General features: G+C 74.7%; 16 protein-coding genes. 3 read left to right on the forward strand and 13 right to left on the reverse strand.

The window, feature by feature from the left end:
* Positions 1-2: 2 nt before the first annotated feature.
* From RM446_RS07240 to RM446_RS07270, 7 genes are all read right to left on the reverse strand, one after another.
* Positions 3-1,961 carry a TOMM precursor leader peptide-binding protein gene (locus RM446_RS07240; protein WP_311544379.1) on the reverse strand — a complete coding sequence of 653 codons (1,959 nt, stop codon included), beginning with the start codon at positions 1,959-1,961 and terminating at the stop codon, positions 3-5.
* Entirely contained in the window at positions 1,958-3,760 is a 1,803-nt protein-coding gene (locus RM446_RS07245) for a hypothetical protein (protein ID WP_311544380.1), read from the reverse strand. Before RM446_RS07245 ends, RM446_RS07240 begins: the two co-directional genes overlap by 4 nt.
* The gene (locus tag RM446_RS07250) at positions 3,757-4,935 is read right to left on the reverse strand and encodes a lantibiotic dehydratase C-terminal domain-containing protein (RefSeq protein ID WP_311544381.1); all 1,179 of its coding nucleotides are present in this window, start codon (positions 4,933-4,935) and stop codon (positions 3,757-3,759) included. Before RM446_RS07250 ends, RM446_RS07245 begins: the two co-directional genes overlap by 4 nt.
* Positions 4,935-7,631 carry a lantibiotic dehydratase gene (locus RM446_RS07255; protein WP_311544382.1) on the reverse strand — a complete coding sequence of 899 codons (2,697 nt, stop codon included), beginning with the start codon at positions 7,629-7,631 and terminating at the stop codon, positions 4,935-4,937. The genes RM446_RS07250 and RM446_RS07255 overlap by 1 nt, the downstream gene beginning before the upstream one ends.
* A gap of 705 nt (positions 7,632-8,336) precedes the next feature.
* On the reverse strand, positions 8,337-8,783 hold the full coding sequence (locus tag RM446_RS07260) for a hypothetical protein (protein ID WP_311544383.1): 447 nt from the start codon (positions 8,781-8,783) through the stop codon (positions 8,337-8,339).
* A gap of 89 nt (positions 8,784-8,872) precedes the next feature.
* Complete coding sequence (locus tag RM446_RS07265) at positions 8,873-9,814, reverse strand: bile acid:sodium symporter family protein (protein WP_311544483.1); 942 nt, start codon at positions 9,812-9,814, stop codon at positions 8,873-8,875.
* Between the two features lie 174 nt (positions 9,815-9,988).
* The gene (locus tag RM446_RS07270; protein ID WP_311544384.1) at positions 9,989-10,891 is read right to left on the reverse strand and encodes a LysR family transcriptional regulator; all 903 of its coding nucleotides are present in this window, start codon (positions 10,889-10,891) and stop codon (positions 9,989-9,991) included.
* Between the two features lie 504 nt (positions 10,892-11,395).
* On the opposite strand from RM446_RS07270, the gene RM446_RS07275 reads away from it, so the two are divergent.
* Positions 11,396-13,048 carry a DUF2637 domain-containing protein gene (locus RM446_RS07275; RefSeq protein ID WP_311544385.1) on the forward strand — a complete coding sequence of 551 codons (1,653 nt, stop codon included), beginning with the start codon at positions 11,396-11,398 and terminating at the stop codon, positions 13,046-13,048.
* Here RM446_RS07275 and RM446_RS07280 read toward each other — a convergent pair.
* Positions 13,036-13,578 (reverse strand): hypothetical protein, encoded by a 543-nt coding sequence (locus RM446_RS07280; RefSeq protein ID WP_311544386.1) that lies wholly within the window; start codon positions 13,576-13,578, stop codon positions 13,036-13,038. The genes RM446_RS07275 and RM446_RS07280 overlap by 13 nt on opposite strands.
* A 438-nt stretch (positions 13,579-14,016) precedes the next feature.
* On the opposite strand from RM446_RS07280, the gene RM446_RS07285 reads away from it, so the two are divergent.
* On the forward strand, positions 14,017-15,012 hold the full coding sequence (locus tag RM446_RS07285) for a DMT family transporter (protein WP_311544387.1): 996 nt from the start codon (positions 14,017-14,019) through the stop codon (positions 15,010-15,012).
* 131 nt (positions 15,013-15,143) lie between these two features.
* Here RM446_RS07285 and RM446_RS07290 read toward each other — a convergent pair whose 3' ends face one another.
* The 5 genes from RM446_RS07290 to RM446_RS07310 form a co-directional block, all read right to left on the reverse strand.
* Entirely contained in the window at positions 15,144-16,508 is a 1,365-nt protein-coding gene (locus RM446_RS07290; protein ID WP_311544388.1) for a transporter, read from the reverse strand.
* On the reverse strand, positions 16,505-17,203 hold the full coding sequence (locus tag RM446_RS07295) for a hypothetical protein (RefSeq protein ID WP_311544389.1): 699 nt from the start codon (positions 17,201-17,203) through the stop codon (positions 16,505-16,507). Before RM446_RS07295 ends, RM446_RS07290 begins: the two co-directional genes overlap by 4 nt.
* Positions 17,200-19,410 carry a hydantoinase/oxoprolinase family protein gene (locus RM446_RS07300; protein ID WP_311544390.1) on the reverse strand — a complete coding sequence of 737 codons (2,211 nt, stop codon included), beginning with the start codon at positions 19,408-19,410 and terminating at the stop codon, positions 17,200-17,202. Before RM446_RS07300 ends, RM446_RS07295 begins: the two co-directional genes overlap by 4 nt.
* Positions 19,411-19,477: 67 nt before the next feature.
* Positions 19,478-21,100 carry an FAD-dependent oxidoreductase gene (locus tag RM446_RS07305; protein WP_311544391.1) on the reverse strand — a complete coding sequence of 541 codons (1,623 nt, stop codon included), beginning with the start codon at positions 21,098-21,100 and terminating at the stop codon, positions 19,478-19,480.
* A 75-nt stretch (positions 21,101-21,175) separates the two neighbouring features.
* Complete coding sequence (locus RM446_RS07310; RefSeq protein ID WP_311544392.1) at positions 21,176-22,270, reverse strand: LacI family DNA-binding transcriptional regulator; 1,095 nt, start codon at positions 22,268-22,270, stop codon at positions 21,176-21,178.
* Between the two features lie 218 nt (positions 22,271-22,488).
* Between RM446_RS07310 and RM446_RS07315 the strand changes: the two genes are divergently transcribed.
* A complete protein-coding gene (locus tag RM446_RS07315; RefSeq protein WP_311544393.1) occupies positions 22,489-23,535 on the forward strand; it encodes a glycoside hydrolase family protein in 1,047 nt (348 codons plus the stop codon).
* The last annotated feature ends 55 nt before the right edge of the window (positions 23,536-23,590 follow it).

Here is a 23,590-nt window from a genome sequence, read left to right on the forward strand (position 1 = left end):
CCTCAGGGGAACGGGTGCGGCGGGAGCGCCGCAAGGTCGGGGGCGGGGTCTTCGGGCGTGCGGTAGCCCAGCGCGACGGGCACGTCGGTGAGGCGGCGCAGGCCCTCGGTGCGGCGGTGCACGTGCCCGAAGGTCATCGGCAGCGTCTGAGGGACGAGGACCTTGACCGTGGTGGGGGCCCGCGGGGTGCACCGGTCGGTCTGGTCGACGACGATCGGGTCCAGCCCGGCGGCGCCGCAGGCCCGCAGCACCTCGCGCAGGACGTCGGTGAGGTCGTCGCGCTGCCAGCGGGCGCGCCAGTCGCCGTAGGCCTCCGCCAGCGTGGCGCCGGGGGCCCCGGTGTCCAGGAACGACCACCACGGGCGGGTCTCGGGCAGGTTGTAGAGGACGGTGTGCTCGCGCAGCGTCTGGGTGCGGGTGGGGTCCTCCAGCAATGCGCGGGCGCCGTCCTCGAACTCGGCGCGCTCTTCGGCGGGGGTGCGCACGCGCACGACGGCGTTGGTCACGGCCTCGCTGGCGGCCGCGGCGGCCGCGCGGCGCGGGTCGCAGTGGGCGCCGGCGGCGAAGAAGGCCACCGGTCCGGCGTCGTCGTCGCGCACCACGACGCTCAGCACCGCGGGGATGCCGATCTCGCTGGCGATGTCGAAGAGGTGCAGCCGGTAGCCGAGGCTGCGCAGGGTCGCGCGCATGCCGCGCAGCTGCGGCACCTCGTCGTCGGCCTCCAGCCGGCGGGCGGGGCGGCGGGTGTACCAGCACAGCAGGAAGGAGTCGCGCTCGACGACCTCCAGCAGCCCGTAGAGGACCGCCTCCTCGATGTTGCTCCCGATCGCGGCGCCGTTGGAGCTCTCGTAGAGGAAGCGGGCGCCGCGGGCGCTCCGCCGCCACCGGTCGACGTGCCAGTAGGCGACGTGCTCGGGCACCAGGACGGGGCGCTGAGCGCCCGTCCGCCAGCCCCACACCCACTCGGTGGCCGTGTCGGGGTCGTAGGGCTGGAACCGGAAGAGCGGGTGGTCGTAGTACGCGGGGTCGTGCAGCCCCAGCTCGCGCAGGTCAACGGCGTCGGGGAGCTCGTTCCGGCTGCCGTGCACGACGGTGCGCTTGCCGTGCGGCGTGGCCGAGGCCAGGCGTTCGGCGGCCTCGTAGAGGGCGACCGACTCGGCTGCGGGGTAGGTGGCGGCGCGGCCGTACCCGCCTTCGCCGGACTCGCCGCCGGTGAGCGCCAACTCGGCGCTGACCAATGCGCCGGCGGAGTTGTCGGCGCGGAAGACGTGGCCGACCGGGCCGTAGCGCCAGTCGTGCAGACTCTCGCGCAGCGCGCTGCCGGGCAGGCCGTCGGGGCGGGTGCGGAAAGACGCCGGGTCGGGCTGGGGGCGGCTGCTCAGCTCCAGACGGGCGGACTCGGAAGAGTCGTCGGGCAGGTCGCAGCAGCCGGGGCAGCCCGGCAGCGGGTTGGCGCGGTGCACCTGCCCCACCAGGTCCCCGCGGGCTGCGTACAGCTCGTGCTCACCGAGCAGGCCGGTGCCGAGCGCATGGGCGGCCAGGGAGGCGAGGTGGTCCAGGTGCGAGGCGGTCAACGGCAGCGCCGGCAGCGGTCCCTCCAGGGGTTCGCCGGTGAAGTCCTGCTTGCGCCACAGGCGGCGGCGGCGCTCGGCGCAGACCTGGCAGCCGCGCCGGTCCGGGCGCACCCACGGGCCCACGACGCCCAGGTCCCCCATCACCCGGACGGGCAGCAGCAGGGCGCCACGCGAGCGCACGGCGGTCTGCTCCGCCAGCTCGCGCTCGGGCTCCCAGCCCTCGCGGCCCAGCACCACGACCTCGCCGGGCTCGGCGGGCACGTCCAGCGGCCCGCCGGGGCCGTCCCCGCCGGAAGAGCCGGCCAGCCGGGCGCAGAGCGCGTCGTAGAGCAGGCCCTCGCCCAGCAGCCGGAGGGTCGGGGGCGCGGTGGCGGCTTCGGCGGTCATCGCGGGCTCCCCTCGTCGTCGCGCGCGGGGGCGACGGCCAGCCAGCCGATGACGCCGAGCGCGTCCAGCGCGGGTTCGCCGCGCCACCGGCCGCCGAGCGGCGCCTCTCCGGGCAGGCACAGCGCGTCGAGCACCGGTGCCGGGTCGAACGGAGGCGCGGGCGGGGCCCCGCCCCCGGAGGGGGGCGTCTCGGCCTCCTGTCCCACGTTCTCGCGTACGCCGCCGGCCTGGAGCACGGCCACCGCGTGGTCGAGCCCCGCCGCGACGGCGGAACCGCTGTCGGGGCGGGCGGCGTAGGCGAGGACGCGGCCGGTCGCGGCTTCGGCGACCTCGGCGAGAGCGAGCAGGCCGGGTGCGCCGGCGGGCCGCAGGACGCAGGCGGTGAACCCGGTGTTCCCGAGGACGACGGCCCGGTCCAGAGCCGCGTCGGTCTCCGGCGAGGAACCGCGTTCGACGGGGCCGGCCGGCCGCTCCTCGACCAGGCGGGCGCCGCGCTGCCCGGGGTCGGCGGCGAACCGGGCCAGCAGGCGCTGCAGGCCGTGCACGAGCATGCCCGCGGTGTCGGCGCCGGCCGCGCTGACGGCGTGCGGCGCCGGACGCGCCGAAGCCCCCGCGCCCGCCGCGTCCGCCGGCCACAGGCGGGCGGGCGCCCCTCCGGCGAGGAGGCGCCCGGACTCCAGGACGGCGCGGTAGCGGGCCGTCGAACCAGTGTGGGCCCAGCCGAGCGCCGGCGGCACCGTGCCGGGGCCGGCGGCCTCGGCCAGCGCGAAGGGGGTCTGCGCGAGATCACCGGGCAGAGCGGGGGCGCAGACCCCGGTGCGGTCGTCGCACAGGTCGTTGAGGCGGTCGGGCTCGGCCGGGGCGGGCGGAGTGTCCGCGAGCGGTTCGGCGCGGTGGCCGCCGGACCGCCACAACGGGTGAGTGGTCACCTGGAGCCGTTCGGCGCCGACCACATAGGCCATCCCGTCGTACTCGGTGGAGACCCCGGTGAGGTGGTAGAAGGCTTGCAGGGCGGCGAGCCCGCCGGCCAGCCGCGCGGCGACCTCGGGCAGCGGGGCGGGAGCGGTCGGGGTGCCGCGCGCGGCGAGCCGGCGCAGCAGGACGCCCAGTCCGGGGTCGTCGGCGCGGGTCCGCAGCGGGCTGACGGCTGCACACGATCCCAGCTCGGCCACGCCCGCCTCGGGCACGCCCGACCACGCGTCGTCCGATCCGGCTTCGGGGACGCCCACGCGGATGCGCACGGCCGGCTCCTCGCCGGTGTCGTGGACGACCTCGGCGCCGTACTCCTCGGCCGCGGCGGTCAGCTCGGCGTCTGCCTTCCCGCCGGCGAGGACGACCCGGCCCGCGCCCAGCCGCAGCAGCTCGCGGGCGGCGGCCAGCGCGACCGGTCCGCCGCCGGAGACGCACACGGTTCCGGTGCCCAGGCGGGCGAGCGCCCCGACGGGGTCGGCGGCCGCCGAGTCGAGGAACTCCAGGGTGCGCCGGTGGTGGGGGTGCTCCGGCAGGCTCCGGTCGTCGGGCGCGTCGGCGCCCTCGTCGAGCAGGAAGCCGTTGCCCTCCAGCTCGTCGAGCAGCTTGCGCGCGGTCGGCCGGGCGTTCTGCGGCAGCGCGGCGATCAGGCTCTCCACGTCCACGCCGCGGTGCAGGTGCGGGAACAGCGCCTCCCACAGCAGGCCCAGCGACTCCGATCCCTGGACGACCAGGCTCTTCTGCCAGCCCACGAACAGCAGGCCGCCGCCGACCGGCGCGACGTGCACGGCCGGGCGCAGCCGGGTGGTGGCGCTGCCTCCGGCGCTCATTCGGCCACCGCCTCGGTTGCGGCGGAGGCGTCCTGCCCGGTGCCGCCGAACCCGTCGGGCTTGAGCACGTCGCGCCAGGAGACGCCGGTGGTGGACTGCACCGCCTCGCTCACGGCGTGGCAGAGGAACAGCCGCTCCGCCGGCGAGACGTCGGCGACCAGCAACTGGGTGTAGAGCAGGTTGACCATGAAGCGGTAGGAGGCGAAGTCGCGGCCCGCGGCGGGGTCGTCGTAGGTGTACCGGCGCAGCGCCGCGTGGAACTCGCTGTACTCGCGGTCGTCGCCCACCTCCCACTTGCGCCGCAGGTGGTCGTTCATCTCAGTGGCACGCCGGGTGTAGCCCTCGTGCAGCAGCGGGTCGATCGCCTTGGTCGCGGCCAGCTCCAGGGCCCGTTCCCACAGCTGCGACAGCCGCCGCGACCAGCCCGCCAGCGCCGGGTCGCCGCCGCTGTAGGCGCAGGGCCGGGTCGGCGCGGCGACCAGGCCGGCGATCAGGTTCTCGAAAGCGGGCGCGACCCGCTCGTAGCGGTTGGCGAAGTCGGCGCGGGTGGAACCGTCGCGGTCGTAGTCCTGCATGTAGTCGTCGAGGTGCGACTTGTAGGAGAGGTAGCCGTGGGAGAGCCCGGCGTCGGGGTAGGTGGCGGCCAGCAGCACCATCAGCTCGCTGGCGCCCACCAGCCGCTGTGTGGGGTCCTCAGCCTCGCGCTCCAGCACGCTCGCCAGCGGTTCCAGCAGCGCATCGCAGAAGGCGTCGCGCAGATCGAGCGCGTCGGGATGCTCGATCAGCCCGGGCGCGAGCGGCTCGTCGAACAGCTGGACGGTGTTGTCGGGCCAGATCGGCTCATAGGGCGGGGGAACCAGCTCGGTCTCGCCCAGGTGCGCCGACAGCGCCAGGTAGTGCTCGTGGTCCAGCCGGTAGGTGGAGGGGTGCCCGGCGAGGCCGGACTCCAGCCGCGGCCGCTCGGCGGCCAGCGCCTCCATCAGCCGCGCGTGGTCCGGCCCGGTCGCGACGAGCTGGATGTGCGGACCGAAGCGCCAGTGCCGGGCCAGGTGCACGTGGCTGACCCCCTCCTCCGCGCGGACGCGGCGCGCGGCCGGAAGCAGCACCGCGCGCACGAAGCCGCGCTTGGCGGGTGCGTGGTAGGCGATCGCCAGGCTGGCGCGGGACAGCGGCATCAGTGGGAGTCCTTCCGAGGGGGGCGGGCGGGACGGTAGAACTCGGCGACGAGCTCGGCGGTGTGGCGTCCCCGAGCGACCGGCAGCGCCTGGGAGGGGGCGGGCAGCGCCTCCTCGAAGACGATCTCGGCACCGGGCTGCTCCACGAGGAGCCGCTCCAGGTGGCGCACGTGCAGGCGGCTGAGCATGGCCACGTACTGGGGCTTGCGGTTGCCCAGGTAGGAGTTGAAGTAGTCGTTGACCTTGCCCGGGTCGAGCTCGGGCGCGGGCGGATGCAGGAACACCTCGTCGGGCAGGCCCGCCGCGGCGCGCCACTCGTTCAGGCGCACGAAGTAGTCGGCCGACCCCTCGTCGGGCCGCGACCGCGGAATCGACGCGGCGGGCACGTGCCAGCGGGCGCGCGCCAGGGTCAGGCCGCCGCAGGCGACGCGGGGGTAGTGGCGGACGCCGCCGCGGGCGCCGGCCGCGGCGCGATCGGCGCTGACCTGGGGTTCGAACATCACCGAACCGCTGCCCGCGATGGCGGTGAGGGGGACCAGCCGCGACGGCAGGTAGTAGGGGATGAGGAAACCCAGGTACAGCGGGTGCACGCGGCGTCCCGTGGCGGCGTCCCACAGTTGGACGCGGTCGCTGCGCGGGTCGTGGCGGATGCTCAGCCGCTCCAGCGCGATGCGGTCGGCGCCGCCGCGGCGGTCGAAGTCCAGTTCGGTCTCGGCGAGCAGCGGGTGCACGTTGGCGTTGAAGCCCTGGACGGGGCGCAGTTCGGCGACCGTGTCGGCGTCGGGGTAGTGGGCGCGGATGTTGGCCCGCACCGCGTCGGCGATCTCAGCGGGGGCGTGGGTGAGGAAGCGGGAGAGGTAGTTGCCCCAGCCGTTGTAGATCTTGTTCAGCACCGCGCCGGTGGCCGGGCGCCCGCCCAAGGGCTGCAGGAAGACGCTGTAGGACGACGGGTAGTCGCGCACCCACGCGGGGACCTCGCGGCGCACCCGCTCCAGCACCTCCGGCGCGATCTCCACGGGCGCGTCGGTGCCGGCGGAGGAGGCCGCACGCAGTTCGGCGACCAGGGGGCCGAGCACGGAGCGGCGCAGGGCGACCAGCTCGCCGATGACGGGGTCGGTCTCGATCAGCTCGTGCTCGAAGCCTTCGGTGATCTGCAGCGCGTCGCCATAGGCGGGCAGGTACAGCTCGCCCAGGGCGTCGAGGTCGGGGCACTCGCCGCCGGGGCCGTACTGGGCTGTGAAGCGCTTGCTGAGCACCCGGCTGAAGACGTGCTGCTCGTCGAAGATCTCCAGGATGCCCATGAGGTCGCGGCATTCCCGCAGGACGGCGGAGAAGTCGGCGGCGCCCTCGGTGACGGGGTCGGCCAGCCGGCAGTCCTCGAACCAGAGCGGTTCGGGCGCGGCGCGCCGGGCGACGTCGTCCCCGAGCAGGGCGAGCGCGGCCTCGCTGTCGGCGCGGGAGGAGCGGAGCAGGGCGACGCGCCGGTCCGGTTCGGCGGTGCCGAAGTCGCGCTGGGCGCGCACGATCCGGTCGAGGCGGTCGCGCACGTCTGCGGCGGTCGCGCCGCCGGGGACGTCCGGGTCGCATCCCTCCAGCCAGGCGCACAGGCGTTCCAGCGGGTCCGGCGCGTGCTCGTCCACCAGCGGCGCCGCGGCGAGCACGCCGCCGCCGCGCAGGCGTTCGATGAACGATGCCGCCGCGGCGGCGTCGGCGCCGGGGACCGCCTGCTCGATGACCGCGGCCAGCTCGGCGAACGTGGCGCTCGCGTCCGGGCGCTTCTCCAGCCAGCCCAGCAGCGCCATGACGGCGGGCTTGGCGGGAGTGGTGACCTGGGCCTCGCCGTAGCGCTCGGCGACGGCGGCGGCCTCCTCGCCGAGCTGGTCGCGGTCGCCGACGGCCACCAGCTGACCGTCGACGTGGCGCAGGCCCGCGGAAGGGTGCAGTATCAGCCGGTCGCGGGCGGAGGGCAGCCGCGCGATGCCTGCCTCGACGCGCCGCAGGAACGCCTGGTTGGTCTGCACGGCCGAGGCGATCCGGAGCACGGAGGCGGGCTCGGCCTCCGGGGTGAGGAAGCCGACGGCTGTGTACTGGCTGTAGGGGCTGGTCTTGGCGGCCGCCCGCATGGCGTAGCGCAGCAGGCTCGCCTCGGCCTTGCGCGTCTTCTTGCCGGGCTGGGCCCACCCGCCCGTCCGGTAGCGTTCGGCGACCCCGGGCAGGAGCGGGCTGGAGACGGCGAGCGAGCGGCCGAGGAAGCCGTCGTGCAGGACCGCGGCCAGGCCCCGGCGCTCCTCGTCGAGCGTCGCCTCGTAGCCGGCGTGCAGCTCGCGGCGCAGCTTCTCGATCCGCTCCTGGCGGTCCAGCCACTCCCGTACCGCGTCGGCGCCCGCGGCTCCGGCGAAGACCGAGGTGTCGACGGTGCCCTTGGGCATCCGCCCGTTGTGGACGGCCCGGCGCAGCGGGAGCACCACCGCCTGGCGCTGAGCACGGTCCGCGCTGCCGGCGATGTCGTACAGCAGGTCGCTCAGCCGCGGTGCCGCGGCCGCCTGCTCCCGGTGGAGCCGGTCGAGCTCCGCCACGAGCCCGCTGTCGTCGCGGCCCCGCCGGGACCACAGGTCAGCGGCCTCGGTGAGGTTGACCCGCAGCAGCGGATGCGGCCCGGCATGGAATTCTGAGAATCGTGGGAATTCTTCTGCCACGACGTCTGGCGCCCGTTCCGACACAACGGCGATGCCCTCTCTTCGATAAGCGATCTGCCGTTCTCAATCCTTGGGGCGGCGGACGTCCGACGTCATCGGGATACTCCGCATCACCGTTGCGGGTTTTCCGCAGCCGACTCACTCAGAGTGCACAATCGATTCCATGCTGAAGCGACGGCACTTCGGTGGTTACGCTGCGTGGACACGCTCCGGGAATGCCGACAGAGCCGCCCGTCCGGCGGTCTCTGCGTGAATCCGGTATTGCACAAATAATGCGCTGGCTCGCCGGATGCAGGTTGTCGCATTCCACCGGAGAGCGACACCGGGTGACGGTCGGACCGACCGCGGAAGCACATTAAAACATATCTGTCCGCGGAATGCCTCGCGCACTTTGGGAGGACGTCGCGGAAACAGCGGGATGCGGCGCGGCCCCCCGCGCTCCCGCACCGGTCGCGCGCGGCGGCCGCGGCTCGCCTCCTGCGCATCCCGCGGCCGGGCCCGACCGCGGACGGCATGGTGCCGCCCGCGCCTGCCATTTCCGGCGGCCCGCCGGGCGGCCCGGCCTTCACGGACGAGAAGACCTTCGCCACGCTTCCCGGCCGCCCCTCGGGAAACACGCCCGTCCGGCCGCGGCGGCACTTTTGGCGACCGATCGGTCAGGAATTCACGAGAACAGCGCCACACGCGAGAATTCGCGGGCGAACCTCAGTTTCCGGCGCGCCGCAGCGAGGGCAGCCACGCGGCGACCGCGACCGCCATCACCAGGACGACCAGCAGCAGCGCCGTCGGGACGTGCAGTCCCAACATCATGTGGCTGCCGAAATAGGCCTGCGCGAACCCCGTACCGAAGGCGAGCGCGCTGAGTACCGCCGGCCAGACGGGCCCGCCGCCCGGGCGGACGAGGAGTGCGGAGGCCAGCAGCTGCACGCCTCCGGCGGCGTGCACCGCGAGGGCCGTGCCGGCGTGCAGCCCGAGGGCGGACACCTCCTCCAGCACCAGTTGCCCAGCCGTGGCGAACTCCAGCGCGATCAGCGCCATCTGCACGAGGGCGGCGATGCGCAGCGCCCACAGGTAGGGGGAAGCCGACGGGGTCTGGACCATGCTGCTGCCTCCGGGGGGCGACCGCTCGCCGCCGGGCTCGTCCGGCGGCACACCAGCGAATGCTACTCACACCGCGTCGCCGGCGCGGCCGCGCGGACGGGTGCGTGCTGCGCGCGCGGCGCCGCGCGCGCAGCACGCGGCTAGCGGCCGCCGGTGCCCGCTTTTCGGCGGGCCCAGAAGGAGGCGAGCATGGCGCCGGAGATGTTGTGCCAGACGGAGAACAGCGCCGCCGGCAGGGCCGCCAGGGGTTCGAAGTGCGCAGTGGCCAGGGCGGCGGAGAGACCGGAGTTCTGCATGCCGACCTCGATCGAGGCGGCGCGCCGCGACGACTCGGGCAGGCGCACCGCCTTGCCCGCCCCGTAACCCAGGGCCAGCCCGATCAGGTTGTGCAGGATCACCGCGAGGACGACGAGGGCGCCGGTGGACAGCAGCGTCTGGGCATTGGCGCCCACCACCGCGAACACCACGACCATGATCCCCACCACCGAGACCAGCGGCAGCACCGGCAGCACCCTGCTCACCGCCCGGGCGAACAGCGCACGCACCACGATGCCCAGCACCACGGGCACGAGGACCACCTGCAGAATCGAGACGAGCAGGGCTCCGGCGTCGACGGGCAGCGTCGAACCCGCCAGCCACAGCACCAGCAAGGGGGTGAGGAACGGGGCCAGCAGGGTCGAGACCGACGTCATTGCCACCGACAGCGCGACGTCGCCGCGCGCCAGGTAGACGATGACGTTGGAGGCCGTGCCCCCGGGCGCGGCACCGACGAGCACCATGCCGACCAGCAGAAGCGGGGGCAGTTGCAGCAGCTCGGCCAGCGCCCAGCCGACCACCGGCATCACGGTGAACTGCGCGACGAGGCCGAGGGCGACCGCCTGCGGCCGGGTGAACACGACCTTGAAGTCGGCGAGCCGCAGCGTGAGGCCCATGCCGAACATGATGATCCCGAGCAGCGCACTGATCCACGGGGTGAGCCGGGCTGCCTGGTCCGGTACGAGCAGGCCCAACAGCGCGCTCGCAAGGATGAGCAGGCCGAACCAGCGTCCCGCGAACGCGGCGGCCTTGGCCAGAGTTCTCATGGCGGACATTCCAGCACCTCCGCCGCGCGCGTGTTCAGGCGGGGCGGCGCCAAGCGGCCGGAGCGGGCGCGGTCCCGCGGCGCAGGGGCCTCCGAGACCGTCGGGCGACCGGGCGGCCCGCTGCCGCTCCCGGCCCATCACCGTCGACCTTGTAGCCATCGCAAACGAGAGTTGTCAGCCGCGGGCGGCGGCGACCTCGCGCAGGGTACGGACGGCGGCGGTGATGGCGGGGCGCCGGGCGGCGTCCTTGCGCCAGAACGCGAACACCTGGCGGACCAGCGCAGGCTGCACGGGCACCAGCCGCACGCCTTCGGGAACCGGACCCAGGCCGAGCCTCGGCATCACCGCGGCCCCCAGGCCGCAGGCGATCATGGCCAGCTTGGTCTGGTGCTCCTCGACACTGTGGGCGATGGTGGGCTCGATGCCGCGGGCGCGCAGCGTGCCGTCCAGCCAGTCGTGGCAGATGGAGCCCTTGCCCCAGCTGATCCACGGCTCGCCGACGACCTCGTCCAGCTCCAGCAGCTCGCGGTGGGCCAGAGGGTGGTTCACCGGCAGCGCGACGTCAGCCGTGTCCACCATGATCGGGGTCTTGACCAGCGTCTTGGGGAGGGCGATGGGCGAGCCGTCCCAGTCGACGGCCAGCGCGAGGTCGGAGTCGCCGCGGACCACCGCGGGGATGCTGTCGTCCGGTTCGAGCTCGCTCAGGTGCACACGCAGGTCCGGGTGCTCCTGGCCCAGCGCGCCCAGGGCCGGCGTGACCAGGCCGCGCGCGCCCGAGGCGAACGAGGAGACCTCCAGCGCCCCGCTGATCTCGCCGCGGTGGGACTCCACCGCCGCCTCGGCCTGCTGCACCAGCGAGAGGATCTGCCCGGTGTGCTCGACGAGGATCTGGGCCGCCTCGGTGAGCCGCACACCGCGCCCGCTGCGCTCCACCAGCGACTGGCCGACCTCGCGCTCCAGCTTCGACAGCTGCTGGGAGACCGCCGAACTGGTGACGTGCAGGGCCTCGGCGGCGCCGTTGAGGGAACCGTTCGCCGCGATCGCATGCAGGATGCGTAGGCGGTCGACGCTGAGCATGTAAGCCAGCCTAATAGGGCGGCACCGCCGCATGAAGCCGCACTAACCGGCGCATCATGGCCGGACCCGGCCCCGCGTGCCCGCCGCCGAACCCGCACGCACCGCTCACACGCGGCGCGACCGCCGCGGGCCTGATCGGCGCCGGTCCGGGACCGGCGCCGATGCCGCGGGTGCGCCCCGCCGCAGGACGCACCGGGGCGGGCTGGCTATGCTGTCGCGGAAACCGGCGGACGCGCCCCGGAAGCATTGGGCTGCGGCCCGTCCGGTCGGACCGCGGGGCGCCTTCCGCTCCCCCTCGCCGGCAATCCGGGCGGAGCCGCAGGCAGCACCCGCCGCACGCACCGCCGACCACCGGGGACGGCGCCGGAACCGGCCGCCCCGACGCACATCGCGCGCACAGCGCGGACAGCCCGCTGTGGCCGCACGGTCACGTGAACGAGATGCGACTCTGCCAGACTCGCGTGGGTTCAGTGCTGTGTGCCCTGATTCGGGAGTTGAGACCTGATGCCTGCGTGGATATCCCACGTGCCGTGGTGGGCGATCGCCGCGGCCGCGCTGGTGCTGGTGGTCGTCGCGATCTCCGGCCTGCGCGCCCTGCTCGCGCGGCGCGGCCCCCGCACCGACGCCTATTCCGGCCTGCACACCGGCTACCTCGTGGCCACCGCCCTCATCGCCACCGCCGCGCTGCTGCTCATCACCGTCGCCTTCACGATGAGCTACGCCGCGCTGTACGAGTCGGCGACCTGGCTGGAGGACACCCAGCTCACCGCGATCAACGGCGGCGACCTGCGGTTCCTGTTCCCGCTGGGCATCGACGCCGTCATCGTCTACTTCCTGGCGATGGACCTGGTCATGGAGTGGCAGGGCCGCCGCCACCCGCTGAACCGCTGGTCGGCCTACGGGCTGTCGGCGATCACCATCGTGCTCAACGTCTCCCAGGGCGAGGGGACCACCTCCTCCTACCTGGGCCACGCCGGGCCGCCGGTGGTCATCATCCTCATCGCCGAGGGCGTTGCCGCCTGGGTGCGCCACCTGGCCGGGCTCGCCCACGGCAAGGCCGCCGACCGCATCCCCGCCGGGCGCTGGATCGCCCATCCCCTCTCCACACTCAAGGTCGCCCGCCTCATGCTCGGGTCGGGCATCACCTCCTACCCCGACGCCCTGGAGCGCGAGCAGCAGCGCCAGCTCGCCTACGCGATGCTGCGCGAGCAGTACGCGCGCCGCTGGCGGCGCGCCACCCCGCGCCACCTGAAGTGGATGCTGGACAACGGCTACGACCTGCCTACCGCCTTCCGGATCATCCGCGCCATGACGGCCTCGCGGGTTGCGATGACCGCCGAGGAGGCCCGGGCGCTGCTGGGCGAGCCCGCCGGAGTGCCGGCGGCGCCGGCCGAGGGCCGTGCGCGGTGGCGAGCGGTGGCCGCTGCTGAGCAGGCCGGGGCCGTCAACGGCGCCTCGGCGAACGGTGCCGCACCGTCCGCGCCCACGGTCGGCGGCGGAGCGGACGATGCGGCGTCCAGACCCGCCGCCGGCGCCGACGCGGGTCGGGCGGCCGCGGCCGACCAGAGCGAGCGCGCCTACACCCCGGTGTTCCAGGCTGCTCCCGGACCGTCGGCCGGCCCGGACGGGGCGCCCGAGGACGCTCCGGGCGGCCGCGCGTCCGCGCACAACGGTCGCGAAGCGGATACCGCGGCCCAGCAGCCGACCGCCTCCTCTGCAGGTCCGGGGTCCGAGCAGCCGGAGGAGGGCGGCCGGGCACCGGCGGCCGATGCCCCCGCGGCGCCCGGCGGCGACGGACCCGCCGGACTGCGCTTCACGCCCGAGCCCGCGGCCGAGCCCGAGCGGCAGCCGGAGCCCGCGGACGGGACCGGGCCCGCGCCGCCGTACGAGGAGCCCTCCCGCGAGTCCGCGCCGCGGCGCAGCACCAGCCCCCTCTCCCGCCCCAGCGCCCAGGAGCGCAAGCAGCAGGTCCGCAACCTCATGGAGACGGTCCCCGACATCACCGAGGACGAGATCGCGGGATACCTGGGTGTGAGCGCGCGGACCGTCCGCAAGTACCGCCACGAGATCCTGGCGACCGCCGCGAACGACGGCTACCGGGTCGAGGAGGGCGAGGACGGCCAGCCCCGGCTGGTGCACTCGGGCTACGGGGACTGAGCGGAGGCCCCGCCCGTTGCGGACCGCGGCGCCCAGCCCCGGCCGCGCAGGTAGGCGGTGGCCGCGGGGCGGTACATCAGCACCAGCGCGACCGGCACCGCGGCGATGTGCAGGGTGCGGAGCACGACCACCGCGGTGAACTCCGGGGTCGGCGGCGGGAGCCCTTCCGCCGCTCCGCCGGCGAGCGCCCAGGAGAGCGGCTCGTAGACGAGACTGAGGGTGCCCGCGATCCCCAGGCCGAGCGCGAGTGCCGTCCGGGCCCAGCGCCGTCCCCGGTGGAACTCCGCCACCACCGCCAGCACGGCGGCGTAGACGGCTGCGCGCACGGCCAGACCCGGCAGCAGGTCCGGCCACGGCGCTCCGTCCGCCGCCGCGCCCGCGACGAAGACGGCGGCCTCGGTCGCACCCGCGGCGACCGCACCCGCCCATACCGCGGCCGCCGCCCGGACCGGCCGGGGCGCACGCGCACCCGGTCCGGCGTCCCCACCGCTCGCCCTCGGCGCCCCGCCGCCCGCTGCCGTGCGCACCATGGTCCCGCCTCCCCTTTCGTCGTCGTCCTCCCCGGCAGTGCCGATTCTGTCCGAACGCCCCCGCCGCGTCCGGTGTGCGCGGACCCCTTTGTCCGCAGGGCCCCGCCCCTCCGCGCGCGGGGGTGCCAGGACCACCCCGGGGCGCGCGGTGCCCTACGTCCGGTGCCCGCGGGCGGGCGGGTGCCGGGAGATCCTCACCACAGCCCGGGGCGGGCGGGTGCCGGGGCGGGAGTGCGGGCACCGGCCGTCGCGCACCGGCCGGGATGCCTCCGACTCCTGTCTGCCCGGTTCAGCGCGCCTGGACAGCCGCCGCGGCCGACCGGGCGCGCGCTCCCTCCACACAGCCGCCGCCACCGACCACCAAGGTAAGATTCGCTAACTCTGGCCTTTAGCAGAATCAAGTAGACCTAACCGTGCGTCGGCGATATCCCTTGAGCCATGAGCCTGCATCCCGACCGGCGCGGTACCGCCGAAGCGGCCGGCGAACCACCTGGCGGCCGCACCGCCCCGCCCTCCGCCATCGGGGATGCGCCGGGGCGGCCCGCGCTCGGCTGGCGGGCGAAGTTCCTGCTGCTCGCGCTGGTCTGGGGTACCAGCTTCATGTTCATCGGCATCGCCGGCCAGTACCTGGCGCCCATCCAGATCACGCTCGGCCGCATGGTCGCCGGCCTGATCCCGCTGGCCGGCGTCGTACTGCTCAGCGGCGGCCGCCTGCCGCGCGGCGGACGGATCTGGTTCCACCTCTCGGTGACCGCCCTGATCATCAACCTCGTGCCGTTCACCCTCTTCGGCTACGCCGGCCAGCTCATCCCTTCGGCGGTGAACGGCATCTGCAACGCCGCGACGCCGCTCTTCGTGCTCCTGTTCTCGCTGCTGCTGCTCCCCGACGAGCGCCCGACACGGGTGCGACTGGCCGGGCTGGCCGTCGGCTTCGCGGGAGTCCTCGTCGTGTTCGGCGTGTGGACGGGACTCGCCGGAGCGAGCGCCGCCGGCATGCTGATGGCGGTCGGCGCCACGGTCGGATACGGGATCGGCACCCCCTACCTGCGGCGCTTCGTGGCGGGCAGCGGATACTCGTCGCTGGAGCTGGTCACGGCGCAGTTGCTCACGGGCTCGGTGCAGATCGCGATCGCCGCGCTGCTGTTCACCGACGCTCCCGCGCAGCTGCCGCTGCATGCCGCGGGCGCCGTGGCGTGCCTGGGCGCACTGGGCACCGGCGTCGCGTTCGTGCTGCAGTACGGGGTCATCCGCGAGGCGGGGGCGACGGTGGCCTCCACGGTGACCTACGTGGCCCCGGTCGTCGCCATCGGCGCGGGCGTGCTGCTGATGGGCGAGCGGCTGGCCTGGAACGAGCCTCTCGGCGCCCTGATCGTCATCGCGGGCGCCGCGCTGGCCCGGTACCGGCACGGGTCCGCGGCGCGGCGGCGCGGCTGACGTCGGCATACCACCGCCGAGCTTGTAGCCGTCGCGAACGGAGATCGCTTTCCTTCACGATGGATACGAGCTCGGCGGGGTTCGCGGTCCGGGCGGCGGCCGCCGCGCCGGGGCGGCGGCCGCCGGTCGGCTCAGAGCAGGTACAGCCACACGGTCAGGACCAGGCCCGCGACGGCGACCGCCCAGGTATAGGGGATGGTCGAGAGCATGGAGCGCTCCGGGCGGACCCCGGCGTACTGTGCGCTCCAGACGGTCTGGGTGCTGGTCGGGTCGGAGACGCCGAGGACCTGGCCGTAGGACGCCATCAGGCCCAGGACCGCCGGCGGCGGGTAGATGCCGCCGGAGATCAGCACGCCCGCCACACCGGCGCCCAGGCCGAAGATGTTCATCGGGCCGCGGTAGAGGCACAGCGGCACCAGCACCGCGAACACGGCGACGAACAGCAGCGGCCCGCTCGGGCTAATCGCGGTGACCACCGGGCTGAGGGCCTCGACTGCGCCGGGCAGGTTGACCGCCGCGAGCAGCATGCCGATCGCGATGAACAGCACGATCGGTGGCGCCGCCACGTCGAAGGAGCGGTAGAGCGTACGCAGCGCCGTCGATGCCATCTCCCGCCAGCGCACCGCGGTGACCAGCGCGAAAAGCAGCCCGGTCAGCAGCGCCGGGACAATGGGGACCTCCAGGCCCAGGGCGAGCGCGATCGGCACGACGGGGGTGAGCAGCGCGTACCAGGGGGCGTCGCCTCGGCGTTCGCGGCGGCGGGCCGCGCGGGCGAGGACGCCGGGGCGCTCCCCGCCGCCGGACTCCGAGCCGCTCGCACCGCCGGAGCCCGCATCTCCCCCGCCGCCCGCGGGGACGCGCACCGCCCAGGTGTGGCGGGCGCCGCGGCGGCGCATCTCGATCAGGATGTAGGCCAAACCGCCCGCCACCGCGATCGGGAACATGCGCAGCTGGAAGTGCTGCACCGTCGAGACGGGGACCCCGATGGCGTCGGACAGGAACTGCCAGTTGATCAGCTCCAGGGGAAGCCCCGCCGCGATGCCCACCAGCACCGTTCCCGCCGCCACGGTCGGCGGCACGCCCACGGCGATCATCGCGGGAATGCCCACCACGCCGGCGAGCATCGCCGCCGGAGCGGAACCGGTGATGCTGCCGCACATGATCGCCACGACGAACACGCCGACCGCCACCACCGACGGCCGCTCGCCGCCGAACTCCACGATCTTGCGGACGAGCGTGGAGGCGATGCCGGTCTCCGACATCAGCGTTCCCAGCCAGCAGCCGAGCAGGATGGCGACCATGGTGGACGCCAGCATCGGTGCGCCCTCCTGCAGGACGGTGCCGGCGACGCTGCCTTCGTCGCCCATCAGCGGCGCGCCCGCGATGAGGGCGATGGCCACGGACAGCAGGACGAGGGCGAAGGCGGTCGGCAGGCGGCGCGTGAGCATGAGCCCCACGCCCACCGCCATCACCGCGAGAATCGCGAACGCGGTCATGCTGGACCTCCGGGGGAGAGTACGGGTGCCGTGGCCGGCGGGACCGGCGGTCCGGCGTGGGCGAGGGTCGCGGCGACGGCCGCGGTGAGCAGCAGTGGGCTGCGCCGCATACCGCCGCGCCGGTGGGCGTAGGCGTGCGCGGCGATCTCGTCCGCGCCGACCACGTGCCCGCGGATGCGCAGGCGCCCCCACGCGGCCGCCGAGTGGCCGAGCCGGCGGCGCAGCTCGCGGCCGCGGGGGCCGTGCAGCAGCCGGTGCGCGCGCTCGTGGTGCAGGGCCGCCGCGCGGACGGCCTCTCGCGGGAAGTCCGCCGCCCAGCCCGCGGCCTCGGCGACGCCGTGGGCGTAGTCGAGTGCGTCGGTGTAGAGCACGATCACGCCGCCGCGTGCCCGCCGCCGGTACTCGGCGAGCAGCACCTCGTCGCGGCGGAGCCCACCGGTGCACTCGGTAACGCGGGGTTCGGCGCCGCACAGGGCGTCGGCACCGTCGGTCTCGGCGTCCGCGGTCTCGGCGCCGACCGCGATGGCGGTGCGCGCCCATGCGCGCAGTCGGCCGGGGCCGCGCCCCTCGTGCGTGGGCGCGGCCGCGAGCAGGCGGGCACCCAGGTCGGCGTCGTCGAGTGCGGCGAGCTCCGCGTAGCGCTCGACCGGGGCGAAGCGGCCCGATACGGCCCCGCCGGGCGTCGGCGCGCTCACCGCCGCTCCTCCATGATCGCGACCAGTTCCTCGCCGGGCATGCGTCCGCCGGTCTCGGTCGCGGCCAGAGCGAGCAGGTGGCCGGGGTCCAGCACACCGGAGAGGTCCACCAGCTTGGGCCCAAGCAGCAGCCACACGGCCGGGGCGCGGGAACCGCCGTCTCCGTAGGAGGTGCGCTCCGCCACCAGCTCCTTCAGCCGCGCGTCGGCAACGCCCGCGGCCATGGTGTCGACGCGGGCGTCGGCGCTGTGCAGCCGAACCACACCCTCGGCGTCGACCACGCGGACGCGGGTGCGCTCGCGGGCGAAGCGGCGCACCGGACCGGAGGGCCGCCGGGTGTGGCCGAGCACGCGGTACTGGGCGGTCGCGGCCAGCTCGCGCACCTCCTCGGGCGGTGCTCCGAGGCTGGCGGCCGCCGTTCGGCGGGCCTGCTCGGGCCCGAGAGCCTCGGCGCGGTCCTTGGTTCGCAGCTCGGTGGCGCCGGTCGCCACCGCCGAGACGAGGTTGCGCTGGGGGTCCACGGTCACGTCCACCTCGACCGCGGCGGGGTCGGCCCCCTGCCGCAGGACTGCCTGCTCGGCCTCGGTGCGCACCGCCAGGACGTCGCCGTGGCCGGCGCCGGGGATGATGCGCTCCACCGACTCCCGCACCAGCGCCAGTGCCACGCCCAGCGGGCTGATGACCTCGCTGTGCGCGGCGATGCGCGCGTCGAGGCGCATGCGCGCACCCAGATAGGGGGTGACCGTCGCCGCACCTCCGCCCCCGCCCACCAGGGTGCACACGTCCCGGTCGAGGTCGTGTTCGGAGATCAGCCCGGCCACCGCGGTGTCGATGCGGTCGGTCGCCTGCTGCAGGACGGCGCGGGCGGCGTTGTCGGTGTCGGTTCCCAGCTCCCGGGCCAGCGGCTCCAGCGCGGCGTGCGCGGCAGCGGGGTCGGCGCGCGCGTAGTCGTCCTCGCCGACCAGGGATGCGGCATTCGCCGCGCAGGTGAGGGTGAGGGCGTACCGCCCGCCGGCGCCTTCGACGACGGCGTAGTCGGCGGGATCGCCCTCGCGCGGGCTCATCCGGACGATCCGCGCGTCGCGCAGGTCTCCGGGTTCGGCGAAGCAGGCGTAGGGAAGCCCGGCGATGTGTGCGCTGCGCGGCCCCACGTCGGTGACCTTGGCGCCACCGCCGCGCGCCGCTCCCAGCCGCACCAGCGATCCGCCGCCGATGCCGACCGTGCGCACGTCCAACGCCGACAGATAGGTCTCCTTGCCGCCCAGGCGGGCGTGCCGGATCTGCACCCGGCCGCGCCGGATGACGCTGATGTCGGTGGAGGTGCCGCCGGTTTCCAGGAACACGCCCTCGCTGACCTTCTCGCCCATCAGCGCGCCGGCCACGCCGGCCGCGGGTCCGGAGAGCACGGTCAGCAGGGGCCGCGAACGCATCTCCGCCAGCGACATCACCCCTCCGTCGCAGCGCATCACCATCAGCGGAGCGCTGACCCCGGCCTTCGTGATACTGCGCTCGACCAGGTCGGCGGTCTCCAGCATGCGCGGCATCACTCCCGCGTTGAGGACCGCGGTTCGGGCGCGCTTGCCGAGCCCGTAGAGCTGGGTGATCTCGTGGGTCGCTGTGACGGGCACGCCCGCGTCGGCGGCCGCGGCGGCCACCGCGTCCTCGCCCTCGGGGGCGTCGACGCTGAAGGGTTCGACCGCCACGAGCACATCGGCGCCCTCCTCACGCAGCCGGTGGACGGCGGTGCGGGCCGCGCCGGGCCGCTCGGGGTGCTTGAGGCCGGCGTAGCGGATGGGCAGCGGTCGACCGGAGTCGAGCCTGAGCCGGCCCAGGGACCGCAGCCGCCCGGTGGCGAAGGCGTCGTAGCCGGAGCCGATCCCCACGATTCCGACCGTCGCGACATCGCCTTCCAGCAGCGCATTGGTGGCCTGGGTGGTGCCGTGGGCGAGGAAGGTCACGTCGTCTGCGCTGACGCCGATGTCGGCGAGCAGGCGCTCCAGCGCGGCCATGATGCCGTGGGCGACGCCGTCGGCGTGGTCGTGGCTGGTGGGCACCTTGGCCTGGCCGAGCAGCTCGAAGGTGCGGGCGCTCACGGCGACGGCGTCGGTGAAGGTGCCGCCGACGTCGATGCCGATCCGCACGGCAGCGCCGGCGGATCCGTCGGGGCCGGGCGGGGGGTCGGACGGGGGATGGAGTCGGGGAGTCATATCCGCACCTTTCGTAGCGCGGGGATGGGTATGTGGCGGAGGGCCGCGCGCGGCGGCCCGGGGGCGGTCAGTAGCCGCGCACGTCGGGCCAGCGCCGTTCGACGCCCGTGCTGTCCAGCAGAGCCGAGAACCGCTCCAGCAGGTCGTCCTTCTCACGTACCGCGTGCGGCTCGGTGCCGTTGTCCAGCGCGAAGGCGGCCAGGCGCCCGGCGGTCTCGCCGATGTTCCACTCGACGGGGTGCAGCCGGAAGCAGCCGTTGGTGATGTGGGTGGTGCCGGCGTTCTTGCCGGCGGGCAGCAGGTTGCGCATGCGCACCGGCAGCAGGGCGCCCAGCGGGATCTCGAAGGGCACGCTGGGGATGTCGATGTAGGTGTCGCCGCCGGTCGAGGGATGCAGGTCGATGCGGTAGCTGCCGATCCCCGCCGCGTCGTGGCGGCGAGTGATGCCGCGGGGCCCGACGATGTCCATGGCGACGTCGTGCTCGGTGACGGTCGTGACGGCCTTGATACGGCGGGACTCGCGCACGTAGGCGGCCTTTGCGAGGCCGTGCTCGGCGCCGGTGACGTCCGGGCGGGGCCGCAGGCCGGGGAACCCGGTGCCGCCGTCGGGGCGGGGCGCCTCGGTCTGCAGCCAGTACAGCACCGAGAGGGAGAGCCCGCGGGCCTCGTCGTGGGCCTGGCGCACGGTCTCGGCGTCGGCGTACCCGTCGATCTCCAGGGCGGGCTTGAGCCAGTAGTCGTTCAGCGGCCAGTTGGCCAGCGTGATGTCGGAGTCGAAGGCGCCGGACCGGTGCAGCCTGCGCGCGAGGATGCGGCGGAACCCCCACAGCTCCTTGTCACCGGCGTCGGCGCTCTGGTCGGCGGCCACGTCCAGGGGGTCGACGTCGGGGTTGGGGTCGAACGTGCGGACGACCGGTTCGAGGGTGCGGGGGTCGGGGGCGGCGAAGCCCACGAGGGGCCCGGGCCAGAAGTCGGGCCGGTAGGAGCGCCAGAAGCCGTAGTCCGCGGGACGCTCGATCGTGTGGTCCTCGCCCTCGTGGTGGGAGACGGCGAAGCAGTAGGTGATGCCCTGCAGGTTGGCGGGGTCGGCGGTCTCGGGGGCGTGCGGCTCGCCGTACTCGGCGCGGGACTCGGCCCCGGTGGCGTGCTCGGCTCCGGCCAGAGGTAGCAGGTCGCCGTTCTCCGTGGCGTCGAGCACGTAGGACGCCTGGACGGTGTGCCGCCCGCCCTGCCCGTCGTCCAGTTCGACGGCGCGCACCTCGTCGCCGTCGGTGCGGGCGGCGACGGGACGGTGGCCGGTGAGCAGGGTGATGCGCCCCGCGGCGCGGTGCGGGGCCAGCAACTCCTCCAGCACGGCCAGGGCCGCCCGCGGCTCGTGGCAGAGCTTGCTGACGCGTCCGGCGCCCGGATTCAGCTCGGGCGAGGCGGCGGCTTCGGCGCGCAGGGGGTAGGCGCGGCGGTAGTAGGCGCGGATGCCCTCGCGCACCTGCCGGTAGGAGGCGGTGCAGCCGAACCGCTCGATCCAGGGGTTCTCGTCGGGCGGGACGGCCTGGGAGGTGAGCTGGCCCCCGATCCAGTCGGTCTCCTCGGTGAGGACGACCCGGCGACCGGAGCGTGCGGCGGCCAGGGCCGCGGCGACACCGCCCAGTCCGCCTCCGACGACCAGGATCTCGGTACTGCTCTCCGTCATCGCGCGCCTTTCCGTGGTGGTTGCGGTGGTGATTCGGGGGGCGGAGGGTGGGAGGGATGCGGGGGGCGGGCGCGGTCAGCGGCCCGGGTGCGGGGGGCCGAGGGTCGCGCCGGCCACGGGTTCGCAGGCCAGCAAGTGCGACTGCGGTGCCGCACTGCCCTCGATGAGGTCGAGCAGCAGCCGCACCGCGGCACGGCCCATCTCGCGCATGGGCACGCCGAAGCCGCTGATCGCGCCGGCGAGTCCGGTGACCGGTGCGGCTGGTGCCGCGGCGGGGGTGCCCAGCAGCGCGAGCGAGAGGTCGCCGGGGCAGCTCAGGCCGGCGCGGGCGACGGCGGCGGTCAGCCCGGACAGCGCCGCGCCGGTGTCCGTCTCCTCGGTGACCACCGCGGTGACGCCCTCGTCGCGCCAGCGCGCGAGCCGGGCGTCCACGTCGCCGCCGTCGGTGCGCTCGACCAGGCCGACGGTCTCCAGCCCGGCGCCGCGGGCGCCGTCGACGACGCCGCGCTCGCGGTCGGTGGAAGCGGGGGCGTCGTCGTTCTCGCGCAGGTAGCGGACGCGGTGGTGGCCCAGCGCGGCGAGGCGCGCGGCCACCTCCGCCGACGCCGAGACGTAGTCGGCGCCGACGTGGCTGATGCCGGGCTCCTCGCGGCGGCCGATGTAGACGAAGGGGAAGCCGTCCTCGCTCAGCCGGCGGATCGGGTCCTCGGGGACGTGGCGGCCGAAGAACAGGCAGCCGTCGGCGGCGCGGACGCGGCGCACCGCGGCGGCGTCGCTGGTGGTGCCGGCGGCGCGGCTCGCACCGGTGAACAGGATCAGGTCCTGGCCCTGCGCGGCGGCCTCCTCCTCGACGCCCACGAGCACGGGGTAGTACGAGTGCGCGACGTCGGTGGGGAAGGTCGTGCTGAAGGTGTAGAGCCCGAGCATGCCGTTGCGCGCCGCCGCTAGCCGCGTTGCGACGGGATCGGGCACATAGCCCAGGTCCTCGGCGGCGCGCAGCACGCGCCGACGCGTCTCCGGGGCCAGGACCACGCCGGTCGTCGCGCCCCGGAGCACCAGCGAGACCGTCGCCTGGGATACGCCCGCGGCCCGGGCGATGTCGGACTGGCGCGGCTTCGCCCGCCCGTTCGGACGCGGCGGTGTCGGGGGCGGCGACGCGGTCTCGGACACCGAAGATCTCCTCTGTACGCAAGCTAATCCGGATTAGGTTCCGACTTTGAGCTGCATCACAGGGGCGCGTCAAGAGGTGCGGGCGAATTTCTCGCCAATGACAGGGAAGTTACGTTAATACGTATTAGGTTCTTGACTGAGCTATCGATGCTGGTCGAAGCTCGCGTTCTCGACACCCGGACGCGCCGCCCCCCGGCGCACCCCGGAAGGGAGCCCCCATGCCCGAGACGCACCCCGAGCCCCGCCCTTCGACGCACCGCGGCGCACCGCACGGGATCGACCGCCGCACCCTGCTCCGCACAGCCGCCGCAGCCGGAGCCGCCGGAGCCCTCGGAGGGCTCGCCGACTCGCCCGCGGCCGCGGCTCCGCGCCGCGCCGCGGCGGGTGTGCTGCCGGAGTACACCTTCGTCAGGGAGGCCCTGGACACCGCCGACCTCGCCTACAACCCCACGGGCGAGTTCATCTTCCCCTGCCTGCGCGGGACGGAGGGGAGGCTGCCCGACGCACCCGGCCGCTTCCTGCTCTACTACGCCCCGCACGACGCGCCCGGCGGGATCTGCCTGGCCTACGCCGACACCCCCGAAGGCCCCTACACCGAGCATCCGGGAAACCCGATCGTCGGGCGCGAATGGGCGCCGCACTACTCGGTCAGCCACGTCTCCTCGCCGCACGTCCTGTGGAACGAGCAGGAACGCGAGATGTGGCTGTACTTCCACGGCGAGAACACCACCACCCGGCTGGCGCGCTCCCGCGACGGCGCCGACTTCTCCTATGAGGGCGAGGTGCTGACCACGGCGATGCTGCCCGAGGGCACCACCGAGACCTCATACGCCCGCGTCTTCGAGCACCCGCTGCCCGACCGGGGGTCCCGCTACGTGATGGTGTTCATGCGCAACGACACGACCGACCACCGCTCGATCGGCTGGGGTTGGTCGGCCGACGGCGTCTCGTTCGACTTCGACCCCGACCCGCTGGTCGACCACGCGGCCGCGGGCGCCGCGAACCTCTCGGGACCGCACGTGGTCGAACGCGGAGGAAGCACCTACGTCGCCTACCACACGAGCGAGGGCGACATCCGCCTCACCGAGGTCGGTCGCGACTTCTCTCTCCGCCGCCACCTCGGCACCGTGCACGAGCCCATGGCGGGACCGCCCGACAACGGACGCTCGGCCGCGCCCTCCTACGGGTCCCACCACGGAACGCAGTACATGCTTTACGAGGCGGGCAGCCGGCTGGGCGCCACGATCGCCGTCGCCCGCGCGTAGCCCCCTCGTCCCGTACCGGCCTCCCCGCGCGGCTGGCGCTCGGCGGCGCGAGGGG

This window comes from Streptomonospora wellingtoniae, assembly GCF_031845375.1.
In the GTDB taxonomy this organism is placed as follows: Bacteria; Actinomycetota; Actinomycetes; order Streptosporangiales; family Streptosporangiaceae; genus Streptomonospora; species Streptomonospora wellingtoniae.